This window comes from Micromonospora sp. WMMC264 (assembly GCF_027497275.1).
In the GTDB taxonomy this organism is placed as follows: domain Bacteria; phylum Actinomycetota; class Actinomycetes; order Mycobacteriales; family Micromonosporaceae; genus Micromonospora; species Micromonospora chalcea.
Genome location: NZ_CP114907.1, coordinates 1,410,729 through 1,436,154 on the forward strand (window position 1 = coordinate 1,410,729; position 25,426 = coordinate 1,436,154).

Here is a 25,426-nt window from a genome sequence, read left to right on the forward strand (position 1 = left end):
GGGATCTGTGGTGTCACGAGAAAGCGAGATGTCATGGCGGACGAAGATCGGCTGCGCGAATACCTGACGCGCGTCGTCGCCGAGCTGCAGCAGACCCGCCAACGGCTGCGCGAGGTCACCGCCGAGGAGTCCGAGCCGGTGGCGATCGTGGCGATGAGCTGCCGCTACCCGGGCGGCATCAGCTCGCCGGAGGAGCTCTGGGAGTTCGTCTCGTCCGGCGGGGACGCCATCGGCGACTTTCCCACCGACCGCGGCTGGGACCTGGACCGGCTCTACCACGCCGACCCGGACAACGCCGGCACCTCGTACACCACCGCCGGCGGGTTCCTGCGCGACGCGGGGCAGTTCGACGCCGCGCTCTTCGGCATCTCGCCGCGCGAGGCGGTCGCCATGGACCCGCAGCAGCGGCTGCTGCTGGAGGTCACCTGGGAGCTGTTCGAACGCGCCGGCATCGCCCCGCTGTCGCTGCGTGGCAGCCGCTCCGGCGTCTTCGTGGGCACCTCCGGGCAGGACTACGCCGCCGTGCTGCACCGGGCGCCCGGCGTCGAGGGGTACGTGCTGACCGGCACCGCCGCCAGTGTCGTGTCCGGTCGGCTGGCGTACACGTTCGGCCTCGAAGGCCCGTCGGTCACCGTGGACACCGCCTGCTCGTCGGCGTCGGTCGCCATCCATCTCGCCTGCCAGGCGCTGCGCCAGCGCGAGTGCGGCCTCGCCCTGGCCGGCGGCGCGACCGTGCTGGCCACCCCCGGCCCGTTCGTCGAGTTCTCCCGGCAGCGCGGCCTCGCCGCCGACGGCCGGTGCAAGTCGTTCGCCGCCTCCGCCGACGGCACCGGCTGGTCCGAGGGCGTCGGCATGCTGCTGCTGGAACGGCTCAGCGACGCCCGCCGCAACGGCCACCCCGTGCTCGGCGTCATCCGCAGCTCGGCGGTCAACTCCGACGGCGCGTCGAACGGCCTCACCGCCCCCAACGGCCCGTCCCAGCAGCGGGTCATCCGGCAGGCCCTGGCCGGCGCGAAGCTCACCCCCGACCTGGTCGACGTGGTGGAGGCGCACGGCACCGGCACCACCCTCGGCGATCCGATCGAGGCTCAGGCGCTGCTCGCCACGTACGGCCGGGAGCGGGGCGACGCCGCGCCGCTGCTGCTCGGCTCGATCAAGTCCAACATCGGGCACACCCAGGCCGCCGCCGGCATCGCCGGTGTGATCAAGATGGTGCTGGCGATGCGGCACGGCGTCGTGCCGGCCACCCTGCACGTCGACGAGCCCACCCCGCACGTGGACTGGGCCGCCGGCGCGGTCACCCTCGTCACCGAGGCCACGCCGTGGCCGGCCGTGGACCGGCCGCGCCGGGCCGCCGTCTCGTCGTTCGGGATGAGCGGCACCAACACCCACCTCATCCTCGAACAGCCCGAACCGGCCGGCGTCGAGGCGGACCACCCGGTGCCGCCCGCGCCCGCGCCGGTGCTGCTCACCGGCCGCACCCGCACCGCGCTGCGCCGCCAGGCCGAGCGCTGGTCGGCCTACGTCGCCGACGACGCGCACCTGCGCCCGGCCGACGTCGCCTGGACCTCGGCAGTCTCCCGCTCGCCCCTGGAGCACCGGGCGGTCGTGCTCGCCGACGACCGCGACGGCCTGCTCGCCGCGCTGCACGCCCTCGCCGACGACCGGCCCGCCCCCGGGCTGGTCACCGGCGCCGCCGCCGAACGCGGCGGGGTCGCGTTCCTGTTCTCCGGCCAGGGCGCCCAGCGCGCCGGCGCCGGCCGGGAGCTGTACGAGGCGTACCCGGTCTTCGCGGAGGCGCTCGACGAGGTCTGCGGCCACCTCGACCACCGGCTGCCCCGGCCGCTGAAGCCGCTGCTGTTCGCCGAGCCCGGCACCGCCGAGGCCGACCTGCTCGACCAGACCGTCTTCACCCAGGCCGCGCTGTTCGCCGTCGAGGTGGCGCTGCACCGGTTGCTCGGCTCCTGGGGGCTGGCCCCCGACATGGTCGCCGGGCATTCCGTCGGCGAGCTGACCGCCGCCCACGTGGCCGGCGTGCTCAGCCTCGACGACGCGTGCGCCCTCGTCGCCGCCCGGGGGCGGCTCATGCAGGACCTGCCCACCGGCGGCGCGATGCTCGCCGTGGCCGCCGACGAGGCCCGGGTCGCCGAGTCGATCGCCGCGCTGACCGGCCGGGTCGCCGTCGCCGCCGTCAACGGCCCCGACGCCGTCGTCGTCTCCGGCGACGCGGCGGCCATCGACGAGCTGGCGGAACTCTGGACCGGCCGGGAGGTGAAGGTGCGGCGGCTGCGGGTCAGCCACGCCTTCCACAGCCCGCTGATGGAGCCGATGCTCGCCGAGTTCGCTGCCGTCGCCGCCCGCCTCGACCTGCGCGCCCCCACCCTGCCGGTGGTGTCCAACGTGACCGGCGAGCTGGCCGACCCGGCGCAGCTCACCGACCCCGGCTACTGGGTGCGCCACGTCCGGGAGGCGGTCCGCTTCGCCGACGGCGTACGCGCCCTGCGCGCCCACGGCGTCGGCACCTTCGTGGAGGTCGGGCCGGACGCCGTGCTCACCGCCAGCGTCCAGGAGACCCTCGCCGGGATCGGGACCGACGCCGCCTCCGCCGTGGTGGTGCCGGTGCTGCGCCGGGACCGCCCGGACCGCCGTGCCCTGCTCGCCGCCCTCTCCCAGCTGCACGTCGCCGGCACGCCGCCGCACTGGGCGGACGTCCTCGCCGGCCGGCCCGGCCGGCTCGTCGACCTGCCCACCTACCCGTTCGAGCGGCAGCACTACTGGGTGCCGGCCGAGGCGCCCGCCGACGACACCACGACGGGCGGGGCCGGCGCGCTCGACCGCCGGTTCTGGGCGGCCGTCGAACGCGCCGACCTCGACGCGCTGCGCGACACCCTCGCCGTCACCGACACCGCCGCCGCCGAGTCGCTGCGTACCCTGCTGCCCGTCCTCGCCGACTGGCGGCGGCAGCGGCAGGAACACTCGGTCCTCGACGGCTGGCGGTACCGGGAGGAATGGCAGGTGGCCCCCGAGCCCGCCCCCGCCCGGCTGGCCGGCACCTGGCTGCTGGCGCTGCCCGCCGACGACGCCGACGACCCGGCGGCGCGGGCCGTCCGGGCCGCGCTGACCGGCGCCGGCGCCGACGTGCTGCCACTGACGGTGGAGCCGGACGCCGACCGGGCCGGCCTCGCGGCGGCCCTCGCCGGCACCGAGCCCGCCGGCGTCGTGTCCCTGCTCGCCGGGGAACCACGCACCGCCGACGGCACCGTCCTGCCCGGCCTGACCGCCACCCTCGCCCTCGTGCAGGCGCTCGGCGACGCCGGCGTGGCAGCGCCGCTGTGGCTGGTCACCCGGGGCGCGGTCGCCGCCGCCTCGTACGACCGGCTCGCCGACCCGGCGCAGGCCGCGATCTGGGGCCTCGGCCGGGTCGTCGGCGTCGAGGCGCCGCACCGCTGGGGCGGCCTGGTCGACCTGCCGTCCGACCCCGACGACCGGGCCGCCTTCCGGCTCGCCGCGATCCTCACCGGCTCGACCGGCGAGGACCAGCTCGCCGTACGCGGCCCCGGCGTCTTCGCCCGCCGCCTCGTCCGCGCCGCCCTCGGCGACCGTCCGCCGGCGCGCCGGTTCACGCCCACCGGCACCGCCCTGGTCACCGGCGGCACCGGCGGGCTCGGGGCGCGCGCCGCCCGCTGGCTCGCCGCCGCCGGAGCCGAGCACGTCGTGCTGGTCAGCCGGCGCGGACCCGACGCCCCCGGCGCCGCCGAGCTGGAGGCCGAGCTGGCCGGCCTCGGGGCCCGGGTCACCGTCGCCGCCTGCGACATCGCCGACCGGGCCGCCCTCGCCGACCTGCTCGACCGGGTCGAGGCCGACGGCCCGCCGGTGCGCACCGTCGTGCACACCGCCGGCGTCGCGCAGGCCACCCCGCTGGCCGAGGTCACCCCCGCCGAACTGGCCGAGGTGACAGTCGGCAAGACCGCCGGGGCCACCCACCTCGCCGACCTGCTCGCCGACCGGGAGCTGGACGCCTTCGTCGTCTACTCGTCCATCGCCGCCACCTGGGGCAGTGGCGGGCAGGCCGGGTACGCGGCCGGCAACGCCTACCTGGACGCGCTGGTGCGGCGGCGGCGCGCCGACGGCCGGGCCGGCACCGCCATCGCCTGGGGCCCCTGGTCCGACGGCGGCATGCACGCCGCCGACGCCGAGCGGAACCTGCGCCGCCGGGGCCTGCCCGCCATGGACCCGGCCGTCGCCATGGCCGCGTTGCAGCAGGCCCTCGACCACGACGACGTCACAGTGACGGTGGCCGACGTGGACTGGACCCGGTTCGCCCCCGCGTACGCCTCCGCGCGCCGCCGGCCGCTGCTGGAGGGCGTACCGGAGGCGCGGGCCGCCCTCGACGGCGGCGCGGCCGACGACGGCGACGACGGCCCGGCGGCGACGCTGCGCCGGCGCCTCGCCGCGCTGACCCCGGCCCGCCGCGAGGAGACCGTCGCCGACCTGGTCCGCGAACTCGCCGCCGACGTGCTCGGCCACGACGGCGGGGCTGCCGCCGTGGGCGCGACCACCGCGTTCCGCGACCTCGGCTTCGACTCGCTGACCGCCGTGGAGCTGCGCAACCGGCTCGTCGCCGCCACCGGGCAGGCGCTGCCCACCACCCTGGTCTTCGACCACCCCACCCCGGTGGTGCTGTCCCGCTTCCTGCTCGCCGGCCTCTTCGGCGCCGACGCCGGGGCGGCTCCCGTCGCCGTCCCGGCCGCCGTGGGTGACGACGAGCCGGTGGCCATCGTCGCCATGGCCTGCCGCTACCCCGGCGGCGTCGACGGCCCCGAACGGCTGTGGCGCCTCGTCGCCGACGGCGTCGACGCGATCGGCGACTTCCCGACCGACCGGGGCTGGGACCTCGACCGGCTCTACGACCCCGACCCGGCCAACCCCGGCACCACGTACGCCGACAAGGGCGGCTTCCTGCACGGGGCCGGCGAGTTCGATCCCGGTTTCTTCGGGATCTCGCCGCGCGAGGCGGCGGCGATGGATCCGCAGCAGCGGTTGTTGCTGGAGGTTTCGTGGGAGGCGGTCGAGCGGGCAGGGGTTGCGCCTGGGGTTCTGCGGGGTTCGCGAACAGGGGTGTTCGTGGGCACGAATGGTCAGGACTATGGGGCCCTGCTGATGGCTGCGGGGGAGCAGGCCGAAGGGTTCGGGGCCACGGGCAACGCCGCCAGTGTGGTGTCGGGCCGGGTGGCGTACGCGTTGGGGTTGGAGGGGCCGGCGGTGTCGGTGGACACGGCGTGTTCGTCGTCGCTTGTGGCGTTGCACCTGGCGGTGCAGGCGCTGCGGCGTGGCGAGTGCGACCTCGCCCTCGCCGGCGGCGTCACGGTCATGGCCACCCCCGGCACCTTCTTCGAGTTCTCCCGGCAGCGGGGCCTGGCGGCCGACGGCCGGTGCAAGGCGTTCGCGGCGGGTGCGGACGGCACGGGCTGGGGCGAGGGTGTGGGCGTGCTGCTGGTGGAGCGGCTGTCGGACGCGCGGCGCAACGGGCACCGGGTCCTGGCGGTGGTGCGTGGGTCGGCGGTCAACCAGGACGGCGCCTCGAACGGTCTGACCGCCCCGAACGGCCCGTCGCAGCAGCGGGTGATCCGCCAGGCCCTCGCGGGGGCCCGGCTGGGCAGCGCGGATGTGGACGTGGTCGAGGCGCACGGCACGGGCACGACGCTCGGTGACCCGATCGAGGCGCAGGCCCTGCTGGCGACCTACGGCCAGGGCCGCGAGGGCGGCGCGCCGCTGCTGCTCGGCTCGATCAAGTCGAACATCGGCCACACGCAGGCCGCCTCGGGCGTCGCCGGTGTGATCAAGATGGTGCTGGCGATGCGGGAGGGCGTGGTACCGGCGACGTTGCACGTGGACGAGCCGTCGCCGCACATCGACTGGACCTCCGGCGCGGTGGAACTGGCCACGGAGTCGCGGCCGTGGCCGGTGGTGGACCGGCCGCGCCGGGCGGCGGTGTCGTCGTTCGGCATGTCCGGCACCAACGCCCACGTGATCATCGAGCAGGCCGGCGAGCCGCAGGCCGTGGCTGCCGCTCCGGCCGAGCAGGGCCCCGGGCTCGTGGCCTCCGGCGTCGTGGTGTGGCCGCTGTCGGGGCGGTCGAAGGGTGCCCTGACCGGCCAGGCGGCTCGCCTGGCGGAGTACGTGCGCGAGCACGGCGAGGTGGACGCGGCGGCGGTGGGCTGGTCCCTCGCCGCCACCCGGTCGACGTTCGACCAGCGGGCGGTCGTGGTCGGGTCGAGCGCGGAGGAGTTGCTGGCGGGGCTGGACGCTCTGGCGTCTGGGTCGCCGGCCGGCAACGTGGTCGCGGCGGCGGCTCTGTCGCATGGCGCGGGTGCGGTGTTCGTGTTCCCGGGTCAGGGTGCGCAGTCGGCGCGGATGGCGGCGGGTCTGGTGGGTCGTGCGCCGGTGTTCGACGCGCGGTTGGCGGAGTGTCAGCGGGCCCTGGCCCCGTATCTGGACGTCGATCTGGTGTCGGTGTTGACCGGTGACGACGAGTCGTGGCTGGCGCGGGTCGAGGTCGTGCAGCCGGTGCTGTGGGCTGTTGGTGTGGCCCTGGCGGCGGTGTGGCAGCACGCCGGGGTCACCCCGGCGGCGGTGGTCGGTCACTCGCAGGGCGAGATCGGCGCGGCGTGCGTGGCGGGGATCCTCAGCCTGGAGGACGCGGCGAAGGCGGTGGCGTTGCGGTCGCGGGCGCTGACGGTGCTGCGGGGCACGGGGACGATGGCGTCGGTGGACCTGTCGGCTGAGGCGGTGGCTGAGCGGCTGCCGGCGTTCCCGGGTGTCGGGGTGGCGGCGGTGAACGGCCCGTCGACGGTGGTGGTGTCGGGTCCGCCGCAACCGGTCGCGGATCTGGTGGAGGCGTGTCAGGCCGACGGGGTGCGGGCGCGGTTGATCCCGGTGGACTACGCGTCGCACTCCGTGGCGGTGCAGGACGTCGCGGAGCGGTTGCGCGCGGACCTGGCCGATGTGAGCCCGCAGCCGGGGCACACTCGGCTCGTCTCGACGTTGACCGGTGACTGGGTGGACCCGTCCTCGATGGACGCCGGTTACTGGTACGACAACCTGCGGCAGACGGTGCGCTTCGACGCCGCCGTGCGGGTGGCGGTCGAGGCGGGTCACACGACGTTCGTGGAGATCAGCCCCCATCCGGTGCTGACGATGCCGGTGACGGCGATCCTGGACGACGCCGGCGTCACCGGGCACACGCTGGGCAGCCTGCGCCGCGGTGACGACGATCCGACGCGGCTGCTGACCAACCTGGCTACCGCCCACGCGATCGGCCTGCCCGTCGACCTGACGGCCGTCCTCGCCGAGACCGACGTGGTGGCACTGCCCACCTACGCCTTCGAACGGGCACGCTACTGGCTGGACGCGCCCGCGCACCGCGTACGCGACGTCGGCTCGGCCGGCCTCCAGGACACCGGGCACCCGCTGCTCAGCGCGGCCGTACCCGTCGCCGACGACCGGACGGTGGTGCTGACCGGGCGGCTGTCGGTGCGTACCCACCCGTGGCTGGCCGACCACGCCGTCGGCGGGGCGGTGATCGTCCCCGGCACCGGCGTCGTCGACATGGTGGTCCGGGCCGGCGACGAGGTCGACGCCGGCCAGGTGGGCGACCTGACGCTGATCAACCCGCTGGTGCTCCCCGCGACCGGCGCGGTGCAGGTGCAGGTACGCGTGGGCCCGCCCGCCGACACCGGCGAGCGGAGCGTCACCGTGCACTCCCGCCCCGAAGAGGACGCCGACGCCGAGTGGACCCGGCACGCCGAGGGACTCCTCCTGCCGCAGCTGCCCGCCCCGACCGCCGTACCGGGGCAGTGGCCGCCGGCCGACGCCGTCGAGGTCGACGCCGACCTGGACGCCTGGTACGCGCAGACGGCCGAGGGCGGCCTCGGCTACGGCCCCTCCTTCCGGGGGCTGCGCCGGGTGTGGCGCGGCGACGGCGAGGTCTACGCCGAGGTGGCCCTGCCCGAGGAGGCGAGCGCCGACGCGTCCCGCTTCGGGCTGCACCCGGCCCTGTTCGACGCGGCCCTCCAGGCCAGCGGCGTCACCGCCCTGCTCGGCGACGCGGCGGACACCTCGGGGGCGGGCTGGATGCCGTTCGCCTTCCGCTCGGTCGCCCTGCACGCCCACGGCGCCACCCGGCTGCGGGCGCGGCTGCGCCCGCTCGGCCCGGACACCGTCGCGGTCACGCTCGCCGACACCGCCGGCCAGCCGGTCGCCACCGTCGAGTCGCTGACGTTCCGCCCGGTCGCCGCGGGCCGGGCCGACGAGGGCGCCGCCCTGCGCCGCACGTCGGTGTTCCACCTGGACTGGACGCCGTTGACGGACACCGGGGCGGCGGCCGGGGAGGCCCGCTGGGCGCTGCTCGGCGACGACACCCTCGGCCTCGCCGGGGCGCTCGCCGCCGCCGGGCACCCGGTGCGGTCCCACGCCGACCTGGCGGCGCTGGTCGCCGAGATCGGGGAGTCCGGGGACGTACCCGATGTGGTGCTGGACCTGCGCTCCGGCGCGGAGCCGGACCCGCAGCGGGCCGGTGAGGCCGCGCACGACGCGGCCCGCGACGCCCTCGCGCTGGTGCGGCAGTGGTTGGGCGAGCCTCGGCTGGAGCGGTCCCGGCTCGTGCTGCACACCCGGGGCGCGGTCGGCGCGGCCCCGGGCGAGGCCCCCTGCGACCTGGCCCGGGCGACCCTGTGGGGGCTGGTCCGCTCGGCGCAGTCCGAGCACCCCGGCCGGTTCACGCTGCTCGACACCGACGACGCCGCCGCCTCCCTGGCGGCCGTCCCGGCGGCCGTCGCCTCCGGCGAGCCGCAGCTCGCGCTGCGCGACGGCGCGCCGCTCGTGCCCCGGCTGGCCCGGGCCCGCGACGCCGGTGTGTTGCCGCTGCCCGCCGACGAGGTGCCGTGGCGCCTCGACGTCACCGAGAAGGGCACCCTGGAGAACCTCGCCCTGCTGCCCGGTCCCGAGGGGGGCGGGGAACTGCCGGCGGGCCACGTCCTGGTCGGGATGCGCGCCTCCGGGCTGAACTTCCGCGACGTGGTGCTGGCCCTCGGCATGGTCCCCGACCAGGAGGTGCTGGGCAACGAGGGCGCCGGCGTGGTGCTCGGCGTGGGGCCGGGCGTCGCCGACCTCGCCCCCGGCGACCGGGTGATGGGCATCTTCTCCGGCTCGTTCGCCTCGGCGGCGGTCACCGACCGCCGGCTGGTCACCCGCATCCCCGACGGCTGGTCCTACACCGACGCCGCCGCCGTGCCCGTGGTCTTCCTGACCGCCTGGTACGGGCTGGTGGAGCTGGCCCGGCTGCGCGCGGGCGAGTCCGTGCTCGTGCACGCGGCGGCCGGCGGCGTGGGCATGGCCGCCGTGCAGATCGCCCGCCACCTCGGCGCGGAGGTCTACGGCACGGCCGGCCCCGGCAAGTGGCCGGCGCTGCGCGACACCGGCTTCGACGACGCGCACCTCGCCTCCTCCCGCAGCCTCGACTTCGCCGACGAGTTCGCCCACCGCACCGGCGGGCGGGGCGTCGACGTGGTGCTCAACGCCCTGCGCGGCGAGTACGTCGACGCGTCGCTGCGGCTGCTCGCCGACGGCGGCCGGTTCGTCGAGATGGGCAAGACCGACAAGCGGGACCCACGGCAGGTCGCCGCCGACCACCCGGGCGTCAGCTACCAGGTCTTCGATCTCATCGAGGCCGGCCCGGAGAAGATCGGCGCGATGCTGGGCGAACTGATGGCGCTTTTCGCCGCCGGTGCGCTGCGGCCCCTGCCCCGGCGCACCTGGGACGTCCGGCGCGCCCCCGAGGCGTTCCGCTTCCTCAGCCAGGCCCGGCACGTCGGCAAGCTGGCCCTGAGCATTCCGCAGGCGCCCCGGCTCGACGGCACGGTCCTGGTCTCCGGGGCGACCGGCACCCTCGGCGCGCTGCTCTGCCGGCACATGGTCACCGCGCACGGCGCCCGGCAGCTGCTGCTGGTCAGCCGGCGCGGCCCGGACGCCGAGGGCGCCGACGAACTGCTCGCCGACCTGAAGGCGCTCGGCGCGGACGTGTCGATCGTCGCCGCCGACCTGGCCGACCCGGACGCCGTGGCGGACGTGCTGTCCATGGTGGACCGGCGGCATCCGCTGCGCGCCGTCGTGCACGCCGCCGGCGTCCTCGACGACGCCACCGTCGAGTCGCTCACCCCCGACCGCCTCGCCGCGGTGCTGCGGCCCAAGGTCGACGTGGCGTGGAACCTGCACCGGGCCACCCTCGGCCACGACCTGAGCGCGTTCGTGCTCTTCTCCGCCGCCGCCGGCGTGTTCGGCGGTCCGGGCCAGGGCAACTACGCCGCCGGCAACGCGTTCCTCGACGCCCTGGCGGAGCACCGGCGGGCCCTCGGCCTGCCGGCGGTCGCGCTGGCGTGGGGCCGCTGGGCACAGGCCAGCGGCATGACGGGCCACCTCGACTCGGCCGACATCCGCCGCCTCGACCGGGGCGGCATGGCGGCGCTCTCCGACGCCGAGGGGCTCGCCCTGTTCGACGCTCTCTGGCGCTCGGAGCGGGCGACAATCATGCCCGCCAAGATCGCCACCGGCGTGGTCGCGCCCGGGTCGCCCGTACACCCGCTGCTGACCAACCTGGTCCGCGCCGCCGGCCGCCGGGCCGCGGCCGGCGAGGCCGCCGACGGGCAGGCGTACGCCGAGACGCTGCGCGCCCTGCCCGACGACAAGCGGGTACGCGCCCTGCGCGACCTGGTGCTGGCGCACGTGGCGGTCGTCCTCGGCCACGGCGACCCGGCCGGCATCGAGCCGACCCGCGCGTTCCGGGAACTCGGCTTCGACTCGTTGACCGCCGTGGAGCTGCGCAACCGGCTCGGCGCGGCCACCGGGCTGCGGCTGCCGGCGACGCTGGTCTTCGACAACCCGACGCCCGAGGCGCTCGCCGTCCACCTGGCCGGGCAGTTCGCCCCGGTGAGCCCGGCCGGCGAGCCGTCGGCGGCGGGCCGGGAACTCGACCGGCTGGAGGCGGCGCTCGTCGGGCTGGACCCGGCCGACGACGAGTTCCGCCGGATCACCGACCGGCTGCACGGCCTGCTGGGCCGGCTGACCGAGCGGCAGGCGGACGCGGACGGCGACGACGACCTGGAGTCGGCCACCGCCGAGAACATCTTCGACCTGATCGACCGCGAGCTGGAGACGTCGTGACCACCAGCCGCAACGACATCGGCATGCCGAGTGAGGTAGGTCCACGGTGAGCAACGAGGACGAGAGGTACGTCGAGTACCTGAAGCGTACGACCTCGGAGCTGCGGCGTACCCGGCGTCGGCTGCGCGAGCTGGAGAGCCGGGACTCCGAGCCCATCGCCATCGTGGCGATGAGCTGCCGCTACCCGGGCGGCGTCGACAGCCCCGAGGCGCTGTGGCAGTTCGTGCACGACGGCGGCGACGGGATCGGGCCGTTCCCCGCCGACCGGGGCTGGGACCTGGAGAACCTCTTCCACCCCGATCCCGACCACCCGGGCACCAGTTACGTGCGCGAGGGCGGCTTCGTCTACTCCGCCGCCGACTTCGACGCCGACCTGTTCGGCATCTCGCCCCGCGAGGCCCTCGCCATGGACCCGCAGCAGCGGCTGCTGCTGGAGACCTCCTGGGAGGCGTTCGAGCGGGCCGGGCTGCCGCTGCCGGCCGTCCGGGGCAGCCGTACCGGCGTCTTCGTCGGGGCCTCGTCGCACGGCTACGACGGCATGATGGCGCAGGCCGAGAACGGCGAGGGTCACCTGCTCACCGGCAACGCCACCAGTGTCATCTCCGGCCGCGTCGCGTACACCCTCGGGCTGGAGGGGCCGGCGGTCACGGTCGACACCGCCTGCTCGTCCTCGCTCGTCGCCATCCACCTGGCCGCGCAGGCCCTGCGCAACGGCGACTGCGAGCTGGCCCTGGCGGGCGGGGTGACGGTGATGCCCACCCCGGCGGTCTTCGTCGGCTTCAGCCGGCAGCGCGGTCTCGCCGCCGACGGGCGGTGCAAGGCGTTCGCCGCCGGCGCGGACGGCACCTCGTGGTCCGAGGGCATCGGCATGCTGCTGCTCACCCGGCTCTCCGACGCGCAGCGGCACGGCTACCCGGTGCTCGCCGTGGTACGCGGCAGCGCGGTCAACTCCGACGGCGCGTCCAACGGGCTCAGCGCCCCGCACGGCCCCTCCCAGGTGCGGGTCATCCGCCAGGCCCTCGGCAACGCCCGGCTCGCGCCCGAGCAGGTCGACGTGGTGGAGGCGCACGGCACGGGCACCCGGCTCGGCGACCCGATCGAGGCGCAGGCGCTGCTGGCCACGTACGGGCAGGACCGCGACGAGGCTGCGCCGCTGCTGCTCGGGTCGGTGAAGTCGAACATCGGGCACACCCAGGCAGCCGCCGGCGTGGCCGGTGTGATCAAGATGGTGATGGCGATGCGGCACGGCGTCGTGCCGCCCACCCTGCACGTCGACGAGCCGTCGCCGCAGATCGACTGGACCGCCGGGGCCGTCACCCTCGCCACCGCCGTCACGCCGTGGCCGGCCGTGGACCGGCCGCGCCGGGCCGCCGTGTCGTCGTTCGGCGTCTCCGGCACCAACGCGCACACCATCATCGAGCAGGCCCCGGCTCCCGCCGAGGTCGAGGCCGAGGCGACCACGCCGCAGTCCCGCACGGTGGCCCCCGTGCTGCTCTCCGCCCGCTCCGACGCCGCGCTCGCCGCGCAGGCCGGCCGCTGGGCCGCCCGGTTCGCCGCCGACGACACCCTCCGCCCGCTCGACGTGGCCTTCTCGTCGGTCACCTCCCGCTCCACCCTGGACCGTCGGGCCGTGCTGTCCGCGACCGGCCGCGACGACCTGCTCGCGGGGCTGCGCGCCCTCGCCGCCGGGGAACCGGCCGGTACGGTCGTGCTCGGTGCCGGGGTGCCGCGCGGCCAGCTCGCGGTGCTCTTCTCCGGCCAGGGCGCGCAGCGCGCCGGCATGGGCCGGGAGCTGTACGCCGAGTTCCCGGTGTTCGCTGCGGCCCTCGACGAGGCGTGCGGGCACCTGGACAGAGCCCTGCCGCGCCCGCTGCGTGAGGTGCTCTTCGCCGCCGAGGGCTCGGCCGACGCCGACCTGCTGGACCAGACCGTGTTCACGCAGGCCGGTCTGTTCGCCGTCGAGGTGGCGTTGTTCCGGTTGGTCGAGTCCTTCGGGGTCGTGCCGGATTTCGTGGGTGGCCATTCGATCGGCGAGGTCACGGCCGCGTGTGTGGCGGGGGTGCTGTCGCTGGAGCACGCCTGTGCGTTGGTGGCGGCGCGGGGCCGGTTGATGCAGGCGCTGCCCGCCGGGGGTGGGATGCTGGCCGTCGCGGCCACCGAGGCCGACGTGGCGGCCACGCTGGACGGGCTGGCCGGCGTGGGGATCGCGGCGGTCAATGGTCCGCAGGCCGTCGTGGTCTCCGGTGCCGTCGAGGCCCTCGACGAGGTGGAGCGGGTCTGGAAGGACCGGGGTGTGCGTACGCGTCGGCTCGCGGTCAGCCACGCGTTCCACAGCCCGCTGATGGAGCCGATGCTCGCCCGGTTCCGCGCGGTGCTCGACAAGCTCACCTTCGCCGCGCCGTCGCTGCCGGTCGTGTCGAACGTGACCGGGGCACTGGCCGACACCGACGAGATCCGCACGCCCGACTACTGGGTGCGCCACGTCCGCGAGGCCGTCCGCTTCGCCGACGGGGTCGCCGCGCTGCGCGCCGCCGGGGCGGACACGTTCCTGGAGATCGGCCCGCGCAGCGTGCTGACCGCGATGGTCGGCGACATCCTGCCCGCCGACGACGCCGTGCTCGCCGTGCCGGCGCAGCGCGCCGACCGGCCCGAGGCGCACGGGCTGCTGGCCGGGCTGGCCGAGCTGCACGTGCGCGGGGTGGCGGTCGACTGGCGGCAGTGGTTCGCCGACACCGGCGCGCGCCGCGTGGACCTGCCCACGTACGCCTTCCAGCACCAGCGCTACTGGCCCGAGGTCGGCGGCACCGCCGCGACGGCCGTGCCGGGTGACGCCGCCGAGGGGGACTTCTGGGCGGCCGTGGAGCGTGGCGACCTGACCGGGGTCGCCGCCCACCTGGCCGTGCAGGACGATCCCGCGGCAGTGGAGGCGCTCGCCCCGGCCGTACCGGTGCTGTCGTCGTGGCGGCGGGCCCGGCAGCGCGACGCCGTGGTGGACGGCTGGACCTACCGGGTCGAGTGGGAACCCGTACGCCCCGCCGCCGTTGCGGCGCTGACCGGCCGCTGGCTCGTCGTCACCGCCGACAACGACGACGCCGGGGTGGCCGGCACGCTGACCGGTGCCGGCGCCCACGTCGACACCCTGACCGTCGCCCCGGGCGTCGATCGCGCCGAGCTGACCGGGCTGCTGCGCGGCCACGGCGAGCAGGGCTGGGCCGGCGTGCTCTGCGTGCTGCCCGCGACCGACCGGGCGCTGCCGGACGCCCCGGCCGTCTCCGTCGGCGCCGCGCTGCTGCTCACCCTCACCCAGGCGCTCGCCGACGCGAGCCTGCCCGGCCGGCTCTGGTGCCTCACCCGGGGCGCCGTGCGCGCCGGGGCCGGCGAGACCCTCACCGACCCGTGGGCCGCCCTGGCCTGGGGCCTCGGGCGGGTCGTCGCCCTCGAACAGCCGGACCGCTGGGGCGGCCTGGTCGACCTGCCCGCCCGCGCCGACCGCGCCACGGCCGACGCGCTGCTCGCCGTCCTCGCCGACGCCGGGCACGACCAGGTGGCGATCCGCCCCCAGGGCGTCCTCGGCCGGCGGCTGGTGCCGGCCGTGCCGCCGGTGGGTGTGGGTTGGCGGCCTGCCGGGACGGTGCTGGTGACCGGTGGTACGGGTGCGTTGGGTCGGCATGTGGCGCGGTGGTTGCTGGCGAACGGGGCCGGTGAGGTGGTCCTCGCCTCGCGGCGGGGTCCGGGGGCGCCGGGTGTGGCGGAGTTGGTGGCCGAGTTGGGTGCGGTGCGGGTGGTGGGGTGCGACGTCACCGACCGGGCCGCCGTCGAGGCTCTGGTCTCCGGGCTGCCGGAGCTGACCGCCGTCGTGCACACCGCCGGCGTGATCGACGACGGCGTCCTCGACGGGCTCGACCTGACCCGGATGCAGGCCGTCCTCGACGGCAAGGTCCGCGCCGCCCGGGTCCTGCACGAGGCCACCGCCCACCGCGACCTCGACGCGTTCGTGCTCTTCTCCTCCCTCGCCGGCGTCATCGGCAGTGCCGGGCAGGGCAACTACGCGGCGGCCAACGCCTATCTCGACGCGTTCGCGGCCTGGCGACGCGACCAGGGCCTGCCCGCCACCGCCATCGCCTGGGGCGCCTGGGCTGAGGACGGCATGGCCGCCGCCCTGACCGCCCGGCTCGCCCGGGGCGGGGTCGACGCGCTCCCCGCCGCCGAGGCCGTCACCGCCCTCGGCCGGCTGGTCAACACCGCCGAGCCGGCGGTCACCGTCGCCGCCGTCGACTGGGGACGCCTCGCCGCGTCCTGGGGCCGGCCCACGCCACTGATCGCCGCCCTGCCCGGGGTGCCCGCCGTGCCCACCGGTCCCGTCCGCGCCGTGGTGGTCGGCCGGTCCCTGCCGCAGCTCGCCGACCTCGTACGCACCCAGGCCGCCGTCGTGCTCGGCTACCCGGCCGGGCGGCCGCTGCCCGAGCGCACCTTCCGTGACCTCGGCTTCGACTCGCTCACCGCCGTCGAGCTGCGCAACCGGCTGACCGCCGAGACCGGTATGACCCTGCCCGCCACGCTGGTCTTCGACCACCCCACGGTCGCCGAACTCGCCGCCCACCTGCACGGCCTCACCGCCGGGCACACCACCGGCGAGGTGGTCGCCGACGGCACCGGCCGTGACCGCGAACCGATCGCCATCGTCGCCATGAGCTGCCGCTTCCCCGGCGGAGTCACCTCGCCCGAGCAGCTCTGGGACCTGCTGGCCACCGGCACCGACGCGCTGAGCCTGATGCCCGGCGAGCGCGGCTGGAACCTCGCCGAGCTGTACCACCCCGACCCCGAGCACCTCGGTACCAGCTACGTCCGGGAGGGCGGCTTCGTCGCCGGTGCCGGCGAGTTCGACCCGGCGTTCTTCGGCATCAGCCCCCGCGAGGCCCTCGCCATGGACCCGCAGCAGCGGCTGCTGCTGGAGACCACCTGGGAGGCGTTCGAGCGGGCCCGGATCGACCCGACCGCCCTGCGCGGCAGCCGCACCGGCGTGTACGTCGGCACCAACGGCCAGGACTACGGCTCGCTGCTGATGGCCACCGGGGACGTCGACGAGAACTACCTCGCCACCGGCACCTCCGCCAGCGTCATCTCCGGCCGGCTGGCGTACACCTTTGGGCTGCACGGCCCGGCCGTCACCGTCGACACGGCCTGCTCGTCGTCGCTGGTCGCGATGCACCTGGCCGCGCAGGCCCTGCAGACGGGGGAGTGCGACCTGGCCCTGGCCGGCGGCGCCACCGTGATGGCCACCCCCGGCATCTTCGTCGGCTTCTCCCGCCAGCGCGGTCTCGCCGCCGACGGCCGGTGCAAGCCGTTCGCCGGAGCCGCGGACGGCACCGGCTGGGGCGAGGGCGTCGGCCTGCTGGTACTCCAGCGGCTCTCCGACGCCCGCCGCGACGGCAACCCGGTCCTCGCCGTGCTGCGCGGCAGCGCCGTCAACCAGGACGGCGCCTCCAACGGCCTCACCGCCCCCAACGGCCCCGCCCAGCAGCGGGTGATCCGGCAGGCCCTCGCGAACGCCGGACTCACCGCCGAGCAGGTGGACGCCGTCGAGGCGCACGGCACCGGCACCACCCTCGGCGACCCGATCGAGGCGCAGGCCCTCATCGCCACGTACGGCCAGGACCGGCCCGCCGACCGGCCGTTGTGGCTCGGCTCGATCAAGTCGAACATCGGGCACACCCAGGCGGCGGCGGGTGTGGCCGGGGTGATGAAGATGGTGCTGGCGATGCGGCACGGGGTGCTGCCGCCCACGCTGCACGTGGACGAGCCCACCCCGCACGTCGACTGGACCGGCGGCAGCGTCGAGCTGCTCACCTCCGCCCGGCCGTGGGAGCCGGCCGACGGGGTACGCCGCGCCGCCGTCTCCTCGTTCGGGATCAGCGGCACCAACGTGCACACCATCCTCGAACAGGCCCCCGCCGACGAGCCGGAGCCCGGACCGGCGGCCGACGTGCCGACCGGGGAGCTGCCCTGGGTGCTCTCCGGGCGCACCGTCGACGCCCTCGCCGCCCGCACCCGGGACCTGCGCGAGCACCTCGGCACAGTGGACGACGACGCGCTCGCCGACGTCGGCTGGTCGCTGGCCGCCACCCGCGCCGCCCACGACCACCGGGCCGTCGTCTTCGCCGCCGACCGCGACGACCTGGCCGCGTCCCTCGACGCGCTCGCCGCCGGCCGGCCCGGCCCGCAGACCGTCACCCGCGCCCCCGGCACGCCGGGCGAGGTCGCGTTCGTCTTCCCGGGCCAGGGATCGCAGTGGGCCGGGATGGCCGCCGAGCTGCTCGACACCGCCCCCGTCTTCGCGGAGACGTTCGCCGCCTGCGCCGAGGCGCTGCGCCCGTACGTCGACTGGTCACCGACCGACGTGGTGCGCGGCGCGCCCGACGCCCCGTCGCTGGAGCGCGTCGACGTCGTGCAGCCCACCCTGTTCGCGGTCAGCGTCTCGCTCGCCGCGCTCTGGGAGTCGTACGGGGTGCGCCCCGGAGCCGTCGTCGGCCACTCCCAGGGGGAGATCGCCGCCGCGTACGTCGCCGGTGGCCTCACCCTCGACGACGCGGCGGCCGTGGTCGCGCTGCGCAGCCGGATCATCGCCGGCATCGCCGGGGACGGCGGCATGGTCTCGGTCGCCACCACCGCCGACGAGGCCACCGCGACGATCGCCCGCTGGGCCGGCCGCATCGCCCTGGCCGCCGTCAACGGACCCACCTCCGTCGTGGTCTCCGGCGACGGCACCGCCCTCGACGAGCTCGTCGCCCACTACGAGTCCCACGAGGTGCGGGTGCGCCGCGTCCCCGTGGACTACGCCTCCCACTCCGCCCACGTCGAGCAACTGCGCGAGCAGCTCCTGGAACTGCTCGCCGGGCTGCGGCCCCGCACCGGCGAGGTCCGGTTCCGCTCCACCGTCGAGGGGGACTGGCTCGACACCGCCGCCCTCGACGCCGACTACTGGTACCGCAACCTGCGGCAGACCGTCCGCTTCGACGAAGCGGTACGCAGCCTCGTCGCCGCCGGCTACCAGACCTTCGTCGAGGTCAGCGCCCACCCAGTGCTGACGATGGCCGCGCAGGAGAGCGTCGAGCTGGCCGCCGCCGACCCGGACGCGGTCACCGTCACCGGCAGCCTGCGCCGGGGCGAGGGCGGCCTCGGCCGCTTCCTGCGCGCCCTGGCCGAGGTCTGGGCCGGAGGTACGGCCGTGGACTGGCGGCCCGCCTTCGCCGGCCTCGCCGGGCGTCGCCTCGACCTGCCCACGTACCCGTTCCAGCGGCAGCTCTACTGGCCGCAGCCGTCGACCGCGCCCGCCCCCGCGGTCGGGACCGCCGGTGACGTGGCCGACGACGAGGTCGACGCCCGGTTCTGGGCGGCCGTCGAGGCGGAGGACCTGACCGCGCTCACGGCCGAACTCTCCGCCACGACCGAGCCGGGGCCCGTCCCGGAGACGGCGTTCGCCGACGTGCTGCCGGTGCTCGCCGCCTGGCGTCGCCGGCACCGCGACCAGGCCACCGTGGACTCGTGGCGGTACCGGGACAGTTGGACGCCCGTCGCCCCCGACGCCTCCGGCGAGCCGGCCGTCACCGGCACCTGGTGGCTGCTGACCGGCCCCGACGACACCGGCGCGGCCGAGGCCGGCTTCTGCGCCGAGGCGTTGCGGCGCCATGGCGGCACCGTCGTACCGCTGGCGCTGGACGCCGACCGCACGGACCGCGCGGCGCTCGCCGCCCGACTGCGCGACCTCGCCGACGGCGGCCCCCGCCCCGCCGGGATCGTGTCGCTGCTGCCGCTCGACGAGACGCCCGCCCCGGCGTACCCGTCCGTGCCGGTCGGTTTCGCCGGCACCGTCACCCTCGTGCAGGCGCTCGGCGACGCCGGCGTCCGCGCGCCCCTGTGGTGCCTCACCCGGGGCGCCGTCGCGACCGGCCCGGCCGACCCGCTGCCGCACCCGCTCCAGCAGCTCACCTGGGGCTTCGGCCGGGTCGCCGCGCTGGAGCACCCGGACCGCTGGGGCGGCCTCGTCGACCTGCCCGACGAGCTCGACGACGCGGCCGGCCGACGGCTGGTCCGCGTCCTCACCGGTGCCGACGGGGAGGACCAGGTCGCGCTGCGGTGGGCCGGCGCGTTCGGCCGGCGACTGCTGCACGCCCCGCTCGGCGACACGCCCGCCCCGCGCGCCTGGCGGCCCTCCGGCACCGCCCTGGTCACCGGCGGCACCGGCGCGCTCGGCGGGCACATGGCCCGCTGGCTCGCCGCCAACGGCGCCGCCCACCTGGTGCTGGTGAGCCGGCGCGGCCGGCAGGCCGAGGGCATCGCCGACCTCGAGGCTGAACTGGTCGCACTGGGCGCCCGGGTCACAGTCGCCGCCTGCGACGCCGCCGACCGCTCGGCGCTCGCCGCCGTCCTCGCCGACCTGCCGTCCGAGCACCCGCTGACCACAGTCGTGCACACCGCAGCCGTGCTCGACGACTCGGTGATCAACTCGCTGACGCTGGACCAGGTCGACTACGCGCTCAGCGCGAAGGTCACCGCCGCACTGAACCTGCACGAGCTGACCCGCGCGCTGGACCTCGACGCGTTCATCCTGTTCTCGTCGATGGCCGGCACCGTCGGCAGCTCCGGCGTGGGCAACTACGCCCCCGGCAACGCGTTCCTCAACGCCCTCGCCGAGCACCGCCGCGCCCTCGGCCTGCCCGCCACCTCCATCGGTTGGGGCGCCTGGGGCGGCGGCGGCATGGCCGACGGCGAGTTCGGCCGGATGCTGCACCGCCACGGCGCACCCGAGATGCCGCCGCGGCTCGCCGTCGCGGCCCTGCACCAGGCCGTCGAGCACGACGAGACGTTCCTGACCATCTCGAACATCGCCTGGGAGCGGTTCTTCGTCGCGTTCACCGCCACCCGACCCGGCCCGCTGATCTCGGAGATCCCCGAGGCGCAGCGGTTGCAGGCCACCAAGGGACTGGCCGAGACGAAGGAGACCGACGAGGCCGGCCCGGCCGGCGCGTTCACCCGGATGAGCGCCGCCGAGCGCCAGCAGGCGCTGCTCGACCTGGTCCGCGACCAGGCGGCCACGGTCCTCAGGTACGCCGACGGCCAGGCCGTCGACCCGCACCACGCGTTCCGCGACCTCGGCTTCGACTCGGTGACCGCGGTGGAACTGCGCAACCGGCTCGCCACCGCCACCTCGCTGCGGCTGCCGGTGACCCTGGTCTTCGACTACCCGTCGCCGACCGCGCTCGCCCGGCACCTGCACGAGGAACTGGGCGGGGAGGCCGCCGTGGCCGTCGAGGCCGCCCCGGTGGCGTTCGGCGACGACGAGCCGGTGGCCATCGTGGCCATGTCCTGCCGCTTCCCCGGCGGGGCCAACGATCCCGAGCGGTTCTGGCAGATGCTGCACGCCGGCCGCGACGCGGTGTCGGACCTCCCCGGCGATCGGGGTTGGGACGTCGAGCGCCTCTACGACCCCGACCCCTATTCCACCGGCACCTCCTACGTCCGCAGCGGCGCCTTCCTCTACGAGGCGGCGGAGTTTGATGCCGGTTTCTTCGGGATTTCCCCCCGCGAGGCGTTGGCCATGGACCCGCAGCAGCGGTTGTTGCTGGAGGTTTCGTGGGAGGCGGTCGAGCGGGCAGGGGTTGAGCCTGGGGTTCTGCGGGGTTCGCGAACAGGGGTGTTCGTGGGCACGAATGGTCAGGACTATGGGGCCCTGCTGATGGTGGCGGGGGACGAGGTGGAGGGCTTCGCGGGAACGGGCAACGCCGCGAGTGTGGTGTCGGGTCGGGTGGCGTACGCGTTGGGGTTGGAGGGGCCGGCGGTGTCGGTGGACACGGCGTGTTCGTCGTCGCTTGTGGCGTTGCACCTGGCGGTGCAGGCGCTGCGGCGTGGCGAGTGCGACCTGGCCCTCGCCGGCGGCGTGACCGTGATGGCGACGCCCGGGCTGTTCGTGGAGTTCTCCCGGCAGCGGGGCCTGGCGGCCGACGGCCGGTGCAAGGCGTTCGCTGCGGGTGCGGATGGCACGGGCTGGGGCGAGGGTGTGGGCGTGCTGCTGGTGGAGCGGTTGTCGGACGCGCGGCGCAACGGTCACGAGGTGCTGGCGATCGTGCGGGGCAGTGCCGTCAACCAGGACGGCGCCTCGAACGGGCTGACCGCCCCGAACGGTCCCTCGCAGCAGCGGGTGATCCGGCAGGCGCTGGCCTCGGCGCGGCTCTCCGCGGCCGACGTGGACGTGGTCGAGGCGCACGGCACGGGCACCACGCTCGGTGACCCGATCGAGGCGCAGGCCCTGCTCGCCACGTACGGGCAGGAGCGCGACGAGCCGCTGCTGCTCGGCTCGGTCAAGTCGAACATCGGCCACACCCAGGCCGCCGCCGGCGTCGCCGGTGTGATCAAGATGGTGCTGGCGATGCGGGAGGGCGTGGTCCCCGCGACGCTGCACGTGGACGAGCCGTCGCCGCACATCGACTGGACCTCCGGGGCCGTCGAGCTGGCGATCGAGTCGCGGCCGTGGCCGGCCGTGGACCGGGCGCGCCGGTCGGCGGTGTCGTCGTTCGGCATCTCCGGCACCAACGCCCACGTCATCATCGAACTGCCCGAGGACCTCCCCGCCGAGAGCGTGGAGCCCGACGGCGAGGCCGCCGAGGATCGCAGCCCGGGGCTCGTGGCCTCCGACGTCGTCGTCTGGACGGTGTCGGGGCGGTCGAAGGGCGCGCTGGCCGGTCAGGCCGCTCGCCTGGCCCAGCACGTCCGCGCGCACGCCGACCTCGACGCGGCGGCGTTGGGCTGGTCTCTCGCTGTTACCAGGTCGGTGTTCGACCAGCGGGCCGCTGTGGTCGGGTCGGGGATGGAGGAGTTGCTGGCGGGGCTGGACGCCCTGGCGGCTGGTGCGCCGGCGGGGAACCTGGTCACGGGTACGGCCGTCGGGACGAGTGCGGTGTTCGTGTTCCCGGGTCAGGGTGCGCAGTCGGCGCGGATGGCGGCCGGTCTGGTGGGTCGGACGCCGGTCTTCGACGCGCGGTTGGCGGAGTGTCAGCGGGCCCTGGCCCCGTATCTGGACGTCGATCTGGTGTCGGTGTTGACCGGTGACGACGAGTCGTGGCTGGCGCGGGTCGAGGTCGTGCAGCCGGTGCTGTGGGCTGTTGGTGTGGCCCTGGCGGCGGTGTGGCAGCACGCCGGGGTCACCCCGGCGGCGGTGGTCGGTCACTCGCAGGGCGAGATCGGCGCGGCGTGCGTGGCCGGGATCCTCAGCCTGGAGGACGCGGCGAAGGCGGTGGCGTTGCGGTCGCGGGCGCTGACGGTGCTGCGGGGCACGGGGACGATGGCGTCGGTGGACCTGTCGGCTGAGGCGGTGGCTGAGCGGCTGCCGGCGTTCCCGGGTGTCGGGGTGGCGGCGGTGAACGGCCCGTCGACGGTGGTGGTGTCGGGTCCGCCGCAACCGGTCGCGGATCTGGTGGAGGCGTGTCAGGCCGACGGGGTGCGGGCGCGGTTGATCCCGGTGGACTACGCGTCGCACTCCGTGGCGGTGCAGGACGTCGCGGAGCGGTTGCGCGCGGACCTGGCCGATGTGAGCCCGCAGCCGGGGCACACTCGGCTCGTCTCGACGTTGACCGGTGACTGGGTGGACCCGTCCTCGATGGACGCCGGTTACTGGTACGACAACCTGCGGCAGACGGTGCGCTTCGACGCCGCCGTGCGGGTGGCGGTCGAGGCGGGTCACACGACGTTCGTGGAGATCAGCCCCCATCCGGTGCTGACGATGCCGGTGACGGCGATCCTGGACGACGCCGGCGTCACCGGGCACACGCTGGGCAGCCTGCGCCGCGGTGACGACGATCCGACGCGGCTGCTGACCAACCTGGCTACCGCCCACGCGATCGGCCTGCCCGTCGACCTGACGGCCGTCCTCGCCGAGACCGACGTGGTGGCACTGCCCACCTACGCCTTCGACCGCAGCCGCTTCTGGCCCACCGCCGTGACCGGGCAGGACGGCGCCGAGGAGACCCCGAGCGGCGTCGACTCCGCGTTCTGGGCGGCCGTCGAACGCGAGGACCTGGCCGCGCTCGCGGAACTCACCGAGCAGGACGCGACGGAATCCCTGGAACGGCTGGGCGGGGCCCTGCCCGTGCTCGCCTCCTGGCGACGCCGGCAGCGCAGCCGGTCCGCCCTGGACGACCTGCGCTACCGCAGCGTCTGGCAGCCGTACACCGGCACGCCCGTCAGCTTCCTCCCCGGCGCCTGGTGGGTGATCGCCGACGCGCGGCACCCGGAGGAGGGCGAGGCCGCCGTCGCCGAACTGTCCCGCCGGGGCGCCGACGTCCGGCTGGTGTCGCTGCCGGAGAACCTGACCGACCGGGCCGCCCTCACCGCGCACCTGAGCGGTGTCGCCCGTACCTCCGACGGCGGAACGGCCCCGGTCGACGGGGTGCTGTCCCTGCTCGCCCTCGCCGACGGCGCGGTCGACGACACCCAGCCGGTGCCGCCGTTCCTCGCCCGGTCGCTGGCGCTGATCCAGGCGCTCGGGGACCTCGACGTCGCCGCGCCGCTGTGGTGCGTCACCCGGGGCGCCGCCGGCACCACCCGGGGCGGCACCGCCGGCCGCCCGGAGCAGTCGCTGCTCTGGGGCCTCGGCCGGGTCGTGGCCCTCGAACACCCCGAGCGGTGGGGCGGCCTGGTCGACGTACCGGCCACCCTGGACGACCACGGCTGGGACCTGCTCTGCGCCGCCCTCGCCGGCCTTGACGGCGAGGACCAGCTGGCGGTCGACGGCGCCACCGTCCTCGTCCGGCGGCTGGTACGCGCGCCCGGCGGGGAGGCACCCACCGACGCGGCCGGCTACCCGGGCACGACGCTGGTCACCGGCGGCACCGGCGCGCTCGGCGCGGAGGTGGCCCGCTGGCTGGCCGCCCGGGGCGCCGAGCACCTGATGCTCGTCAGCCGCCGCGGCGCGGACGCCCCCGGCGCCACGGCACTCGTCCGTGAGCTGACCGGGGCGGGCACCCGGGTGACCGTCGCGGCCTGCGACGTGGCCGACCGGGCCGCGCTGGCCAAGCTGCTCGACGAGGTGCCCGCCGACGCGCCGCTGACCACCGTCGTGCACGCCGCCGGCGTGCTGGAGGACGGGGTGCTCGACGGGCTCACCCCCGACCGGCTCGCCACCGTCCTGCGACCCAAGGTGCTCGGCGCCCTGCACCTGCACGAGCTCACCCTCGGGCGGGAACTGCGCGCGTTCGTGCTGTTCTCCGCGATGGCCGGCCAGCTCGGCGCCGCCGGTCAGGGCAGCTACGCCGCCGCCAACGCCTACCTCGACGCGCTCGCCGAGCAGCGGCACCGCCAGGGCCTGCCGGCCACCTCGGTCGCCTGGGGCCCCTGGGCAGCCGGCGGGATGGCCGCCACCGACCAGGCCGTCGAGGAGCGCCGCCGGCGTACCGGCGTGGCCCGCCTCGACACCGCGCTCGCGCTCACGGCGCTCGCCCAGTGCGTCGCGCGGGGCGAGCCGGCGACGATGGTGACCGAGATCGACTGGGCCCGCTACGTGCCCGGCTTCGTGGCCGTGCGGCCCAGCCCGCTCATCGCGGGTGTGGCCGAGGCACGGCGGGCCGTCGCCGAGCGGGCCGAGGACACCGGCGTCTCCGCGGAGTCCCTGGCCGCCCTGCTCGCCGGGCAGACCGACGCCGAACGACGCAAGACCCTGCTGGAGCTGGTACGCGGGCAGGCCGCCGCGGTGCTCGGGCACGCCTCGATGGACGCCGTCGAGCCGGACCGGGCGTTCCGCGAACTCGGCTTCGACTCGCTGACCGCCGTGGAGCTGCGTAACCGGCTCACCGCGGCGACCGGCGTGCGGCTGCCCGCCACCGTGGTCTTCGACTACCCGACCGCCGCCGGGCTGGCCGAATACGTGCGGGCCGCGATCGTCGACGGCGGCGTGGCCGGGGTCGCACCGGTCTTCGGTGAGCTGGACAGGTTGGAAGCGGCACTCTCCGGCTCGGCGCCGGACCGCAGCGCCCGAATTCGGATCACCGAACGGCTGCGGGCGCTGCTGGCCTCCCTCAACGAGGCCGACGCCCCGGCGGACGGCGACACCGTCGCCGAGAAGCTCCAGGACGCGACGCCGGACGAGGTCTTCGACTTCATCGACCGCGAGCTGGGGATGTCCTGACGTGATCGCTGCTGCGACGACGGGTCAACACAAGGA

The 25,426-nt window shown here is 76.1% G+C and carries 2 protein-coding genes; both read left to right on the forward strand.

Annotation, left to right across the window (positions count from 1 at the left end; translation table 11 throughout):
• Positions 1-33: 33 nt before the first annotated feature.
• Positions 34-11,217 carry a type I polyketide synthase gene (locus O7542_RS06050; RefSeq protein WP_281605823.1) on the forward strand — a complete coding sequence of 3,728 codons (11,184 nt, stop codon included), beginning with the start codon at positions 34-36 and terminating at the stop codon, positions 11,215-11,217.
• 46 nt (positions 11,218-11,263) lie between these two features.
• Entirely contained in the window at positions 11,264-25,390 is a 14,127-nt protein-coding gene (locus O7542_RS06055) for a type I polyketide synthase (protein WP_281605824.1), read from the forward strand.
• Positions 25,391-25,426: the final 36 nt, after the last annotated feature.